Raw genomic sequence first — 6633 nt, 5'->3', positions numbered from 1 at the left:
TTGGATGAATCGCTGTCTTACAACGAACAAGCAGTGGCGAGACGGACGTTTTACCAAAAAATAGAGGGTATGAAGTATTTGTAATATTTTGGATTTTTTGAAACACTTTGGTGCTTGTTCATTCACCGTTTTCCCAATGGAATGCGCGTCATTGAATGGTTCCAGCGCGACAAAGGACACCGTCTCCCGTTGGAGCACGGAGCGCTTTTGGCGCTTCTGCGTGTTTCTTCATGGGGACGGCTTATCCATTCGGACATCGGTTAGAGAAGCGATGGTGGTATGTCGGCCGTAGCTGGATGGTTCGACTGGGTTGCGCGTTGTGGCTGCTGTCGTGTGAAGAGGCATCATGCAGAAAAAGGAGAGCTATTGTCGGTTGATGGATGCCGCCCCGCTAGTTTTGTCGAGCGGTTTTCCCAAGTGACAGACAGGAAATTCCCCGTTGTGCGCGAACGATATAGTAGACAAATTGGAGACAACGGGGGAGGGAATGCGCATGAGGCGAGGAATATGGCTCGCCCTGTTGTTTTGTTTGCTATGGCTGGCTGCGGCTGCTTGGCCGGTGGGGGCGAAAGGGGAGAGTGGGAAAACCGCTCAGTTGGCGGTGGTGACGGCGGATCAGGTGAACGTCCGCCAAGGGCCGGGGGTGCCATACCGTCCATTGGCGAACGTTCACCGCGGCGAGGCGTATCGGCTGATCGAGGTCAAGGATGGATGGGTGAACATCGAGTGGAAACCGAATCGAACCGGGTGGATCGCCGCGCGGTACGTCGCGTTGGCAAAAGAGACGGCCGTCGTGCAAGAAAACCGACTCCGCCTTCGACAAGAGCCGAGCCGAGATGGGCGAATTATCGGGCATTTGGCGCGGGGAGAAACGGTATGGGTCATCAAGGAAGATGGGGAATGGACGGAAGTGATCGCAGACGGTGCGATCGGCTGGGTGTCTTCAGCATACCTCACTGCGGCTCGGGAGTCATCGATTTCGCATCAAACCGGAATCGTCAACGCCAGTTCGCTCAACGTTCGGGCTGAGCCGTTATTGAAGGCAGCGCGCGTCGGACGCCTTGTCCGTGGTGAAGAGGTCGAGATTGTGGAAAAGAAACCGGGATGGTACAAAATTGCCTCCCAAACAGGGCTTGATGGGTGGGTGTCATCCGCATATGTGCAGGTAAAGGGTGGACAAGCTAATGAAAAGGAAGCGGAAGCGCCCCAGTCGGCTGACCGCTCGCTGCTTTCAGCCATCGCGCCTAGCGACTCCCGCCTTTATGTAGACAGCTGGACGCGCGGTCCTGTTCAGGCGCTGGCCGGAAAAACGATCGTTCTTGACGCTGGCCACGGAGGCAAAGACGGCGGGGCCCAAAGTGTCGATGGCATCAAGGAAAAGGAGTTGACGTTGGAAACCGCCAAGCTTCTGAAAAACAAGTTGCAATCTTACGGCGCCCGCGTCGTGCTGACGCGCTCTAGCGATGAGTATGTGCCGCTGTCCGCGCGCGTGGCGATGGCGCGCCTGTATCAAGCGGATGCGTTTATCAGCCTGCATTATGACAGCGCAGATGACCAACAGGCGAGCGGCATCACCGTTTATTATTACGACCGTTTTGCCGATTACGGCTTAGCGCAATCATTCGAAGACCCGCTTTCCCGATTGGCCGCACTGCCTTTCCGCGGCGTTGCGTTTGGCGACTATTACGTGCTGCGGGAAAACGACAGACCGTCTGTATTGCTTGAGCTCGGCTATGTAAGCAACCGCACAGATGCGGCGACGGTGGCGACAGACGACTATCAGGAAGCAGTGACGGCCGCGATCGCGGATGCGGTTCGGCATTATTTTGAATAAGAAATGATCGTGGAGAAATCGTTGATCGGCGGTCTGTTCGTTTTTGTGATCAATCGGCCGTCATCAAGCAAACGGAAACACGCCGTGCAACCGGGGGGGTGGCTCCTCCCGGTTTTCTTTTGGCCGCAGAGCACAACCGGTGAACTCAGCGGCTAGGCGAAAACAATGAAAATCCCCAGGCGATTCGATATAATGAGAACAAGCGACAATAGCCGCAATGGATCAAAAAGGTGTGAGGAACGATGAAAATCACGATCGCCGGGGCGGGGTATGTTGGGCTTGTGACCGCCGCCTGCCTGGCTGATAAAGGTCATGATGTCATATGCGTGGATGTCAATGAGGAAAAAATTCGGCGGTTGAATGAAGGAATCGTCCCCATTTATGAACCGGGGCTCGAACCGCTCATCCAACGGAACAGCGCCCGCCTTCGCTTTACCACAGACGATGCGGAAGCGTATCGATGGGCGGAAGTGATCATGGTCGCGGTCGGCACCCCGCCGCTGCCGGACGGATCGGTCAAGCTCGATGACGTATGGGAAACGCTGCGCCGCATCGCCGCGTCGGCCGAACGCGACTGCCTTGTGGCCATCAAATCGACCGTGCCAGTCGGTACGGGAGACGAAGCGGCTCGCTTTTTGGCGGAACACGGACGCGGGGGGGTGCGTATCGATGTCGTTTCCAATCCGGAGTTTTTGTCACAAGGAACGGCGGTGCGCGATACGTTGCAGGCGCCGCGCATTGTGTTAGGCGTCGAATCGGAGAGAGCTGAGCGGATAATGAAGGACCTCTACGCCCCGTTTGCGCTCCCGTACGTTGTCACCGACCGCAAAAGCGCAGAGATGATCAAGTACGCTGCCAATGTGTTTTTGGCGCTGAAAATTTCGTACATCAACGAGATCGCCAACGTATGCGAGTTGGTAGGGGCCGACATTCAGGCGGTGGCGGAAGGAATCGGCATGGATCCGCGCATTGGCCGCCGCTTTTTGCGCGCCGGCGTCGGCTACGGCGGCTCTTGCCTGCCGAAAGATACGAAGGCGCTTTATGCGTTGGCTGCCTCCCATGGCTATTCGCTCAAAACCGTGTGGGCGGCGATGGACGTCAATGAGAAACAAAAATGGAAGCTTCTTGACAAAGCGCGTCCGCACATCGGAGATTTTCGCAACCGGACTGTTGCTGTGCTTGGCGCCGCATTCAAGCCCGGCACTGACGATGTGCGCGAATCGCCGGCATTGGCGAACATCGAACGGCTCATTGCCGAAGGAGCCGACGTGCGCGTCTGGGACCCGGCCGCCCTCGGTCATGTCTCGCGCCGTTTTGGCGATGCGGTTGTTTGTTGCGAGACAATGGAGGAAGCCATTCGCGGCGCGGATGTTTGTTTCATTTTCACCGAATGGCCGGCTGTGCTGCAATTTGACCTTCACCGTTACAAGACGCTGATGAATCGGCCAATTGTGCTTGACGGGCGCAACTGCTACGACCCGAAACAAGCCGACGCCGCCGGCCTCATCTACGAGTCGATCGGTCGGCCGGTGGGGCATAGGCAGCTGAAAGTGGATCGGGCTGTTGACGTTCTCCAGTGCGCCTCAGCTGCCTTTTTCCACAAACAAAGTGAATAGGGATGCCGCTTAATTGTCCCGTTCGCATCGCCACGACGGCTTTTTTGTAAAAAAGGGAATAAGGCGGTCTGTCCGTTCGATGGAAGTGGGATAGTAGACATGCCGGCGGGCGCGGGGCATCAATCGCCGTTTCAAAGAAAGAGAAGGTTATGTTTCCAGTGGTTTTATGGGAAAACGTGGGGTCGTGGCCCGCCACTTTGAAAGCGGAGACAGGCGGGGAAGAGAGCGGCTGAAGAAGCCGTCTTTTCCCACCGCTATGGGCAGGCGGCAAAAGGAGGGATGTATCATCCGCATTCGCTTAGGTCTGTTTGGTGCGGACGATTCGCTGTCAATTATTCAGGCGGTGGCGCAAGAGTACAAAGAGCTTGTTTGCGTTCCCGTTGTGTATTGGGATGAAAGTGAAGTGATCGATTTGATCCGCCCGCTCGCGTCAGAAGTTGATATGTGGCTGTTTTCCGGACAAGTGCCGTATTCGATCGTCAAGCAGTCCAGTGAGGTCGATGCGCCGCTGTTTTATGTGCCACATATTGGTGCCAGCTTGTACCGCACACTGCTGCAGGCGCACTATACGGAGCAGATTCCGGTCAGCCGGCTTAGTTTTGACACGTACGAGCGCCGCGAAATCGAACGGCTGCTCGAAGAGGCGGGCATCGAGGAGCCGATTCCATACGTCAAGCATTACGAGGGAGGCATTTCGGCCCAGGAACTGTCCGACTATCATTACACCCTTTGGAAACAAGGGAAAACGGAAGCAGCGGTCACCTGTTTGCGGACAGCCCATCTCGAACTGGAGAAACTCGGAATGCCGGTGTATCGGGTATTGCCTGCCCGCTCGGCGGTGGAAGCGGTCATCCAAACCATCATTCGCACCGGACAGATGCTGCAGGTGCAAGATGCGCAAATCGCCGTGCAAATGATTGAAGTCGATGCGATGCAGGCGGCCTCCCCAGAGACATTTTCGACCGATGACATATATCGTCTGGAGATGAAGACAACGGAAAAATTGCTACGGTATGCAAAAAAAGTCCAAGGGTCGCTGAAAAGCGCCGGGCCGGGCCGCTATGTCATTTTTACGACAAGGGGCGCATTAAAAGAGATCACCGATGGCTATAAAACGGTCCCCTCGGCGGAGGAGACGGAGCTCTTGTACAGCGAGGTCATCGCGTGCGGAATCGGCATCGGCCGAACGGCGTATGAGGCCGAAATTCAGGCTGGGAAGGCGTTTTTGCATGCGAAACAAAGCGGACGGGGTGCGTGGATGGTGGTGTTTGATGACGGAACGATCTCGGGTCCGTTAGGAAAAAGTGTGCACCTCCGCTATTCGCTCGGCGGCGGAGAACTGCGGCAGCTGGCGGAGCGGACGGGATTAAGCGCCGCGACGCTCTGCAAATTGAAAGCAATATTGCAAAAACGAGGAACCAACGAGATCGAAGCGCATGAGTTGGCCTCTNACATGGGGATTGTGCCGCGCAGCGCCCGCCGGATTTTAAACCAATTGGAGACCGTGGGCCTTGCCGAAGTGGCCGGGGAAACAAACCCGTATCCGCGCGGGCGTCCGCGCAAAGTATACCGCATTTTCTTATAATTGCTCGATCAGCTTCTGCCTTTAGCGACAGGCAGAAGTTTTTTGTTGTCTTGAAGGCGTTTGTATTATTTGTATTATTTGAAAATTTCATCTGTTTCCATTATAATTAAGGACATATCCGAAAATTATCCGTAATTGGCGTGAGGGGAGGATAGCTTGATTCAAGGGGAACGTCTTTGGCAACGGCTCATGGAACTAGGGGAGGTCGGCAAGCAACCAAGCGGCGGCGTCACGCGCCTCTCGTTCACTGCTGAAGAGCGGCGGGCCAAAGATCTCGTCGCTTCCTACATGCGCGAAGCCGGGCTTTTCGTATATGAAGACGCGGCTGGCAACTTGATCGGACGGAAAGAAGGGACGAATCCGGATGCCACGGTCGTCCTTGTTGGATCTCATCTCGATTCGGTTTACAACGGCGGCTGCTTTGATGGACCGCTCGGGGTGTTGGCCGGCGTGGAAGTCGTTCAGACGATGAACGAGCACGGTGTTGTGACGCACCACCCAATTGAAGTAGTGGCGTTCACTGACGAAGAGGGAGCGCGCTTTCGTTTCGGCATGATCGGCAGCCGCGCCATGGCCGGAACACTGCCGCCGGAAGCGCTCGAGTGCCGCGACGCGGAAGGGATTTCCCTCGCTGAAGCGATGAAACAGGCGGGGCTTGACCCGGACCGCTTGCCGCAGGCAGCGCGAAAACCAGGAACGGTGAAAGCCTATGTCGAATTGCATATCGAACAAGGACGGGTGCTTGAGGAGACAGGACTTCCAGTTGGCATCGTCACTGGCATCGCCGGTCTGATTTGGGTGAAATTTACCATCGAAGGAAAGGCGGAACATGCCGGCGCCACGCCGATGTCATTGCGGCGCGACCCGATGGCGGCGGCCGCCCAGATCATCATAGTGATCGAAGAGGAAGCAAGACGAACAGGGACAACGGTCGGTACTGTAGGACAGTTGCATGTATATCCGGGCGGTATTAATGTCATTCCGGAACGGGTCGAATTTGTGCTCGATTTGCGCGACTTGAAGGCTGAGGTGCGCGATCAAGTATGGAAAGCCATAGCCGTGCGGGCAGAGACGATCGCCAAGGAGCGGAACGTCCGCGTCACGACCGAGCGGCTGCAAGAAATGCCGCCGGTGCTATGTTCCGATGAGGTGAAGCGCGCGGCGGAGGCGGCGTGCCAAAAGCTTGGCTACCCGTCGTTTTGGCTGCCGAGCGGCGCAGCCCATGACAGCGTACAGTTGGCTCCGATTTGCCCAATCGGGATGATTTTTGTCCGCTCCCAAGACGGAGTGAGTCATAGTCCGGCGGAATGGAGTACTAAAGAAGACTGCGCCGCTGGAGCAGAGGTGCTTTATCATACAGTGTGGCAACTGGCCCAAGGGGAATAACGAAAAAGACAAACGAACAGGGGGAGACCATGGATGACAAGTGAAGAAATCAAACGACTCGTCGATGAAGTGAAAACGGACGTCATCGCCTGGCGCCGTCATTTGCATGCCCATCCGGAATTGTCGTTCCAAGAAGAGAAAACAGCGCAGTTTGTCTATGAGACGCTGCAATCATTCGGTCATCTTGAACTTTCGCGGCCGACGAAAACGAG

Annotated in this window: 3 protein-coding genes and 2 pseudogenes; all 5 read left to right on the top strand. The window is 56.0% G+C overall.

The genetic code is table 11. The annotated features are described in order from the left end of the window. Positions 1 to 493: 493 nt before the first annotated feature. Positions 494 to 1834, top strand: a complete 1341-nt coding sequence (locus VU18_RS14230; protein WP_025039105.1) for an N-acetylmuramoyl-L-alanine amidase — start codon at positions 494 to 496, stop codon at positions 1832 to 1834. A gap of 242 nt (positions 1835 to 2076) precedes the next feature. Continuing rightward, positions 2077 to 3450 (top strand): UDP-glucose/GDP-mannose dehydrogenase family protein, encoded by a 1374-nt coding sequence (locus VU18_RS14225; protein ID WP_020279260.1) that lies wholly within the window; start codon positions 2077 to 2079, stop codon positions 3448 to 3450. A 256-nt stretch (positions 3451 to 3706) separates the two neighbouring features. Further along, a pseudogene (locus tag VU18_RS14220) lies at positions 3707 to 4900 on the top strand (ArsR family transcriptional regulator); the annotation flags it as partial. Positions 4901 to 5191: 291 nt separating this feature from the next. Beyond that, positions 5192 to 6421 (top strand): hydantoinase/carbamoylase family amidase, encoded by a 1230-nt coding sequence (locus VU18_RS14215; protein ID WP_033026504.1) that lies wholly within the window; start codon positions 5192 to 5194, stop codon positions 6419 to 6421. Between the two features lie 33 nt (positions 6422 to 6454). Continuing rightward, positions 6455 to 6633 (top strand): annotated as a pseudogene (locus VU18_RS18015) (amidohydrolase); the annotation flags it as partial.

The organism is Geobacillus sp. ZGt-1, assembly GCF_001026865.1.
GTDB classification, from domain to species: Bacteria; Bacillota; Bacilli; order Bacillales; family Anoxybacillaceae; genus Geobacillus; species Geobacillus thermoleovorans.
The sequence above is the reverse complement of the archived record's forward strand: the minus strand, read 5'-3'. Positions and strand labels throughout refer to the sequence as shown.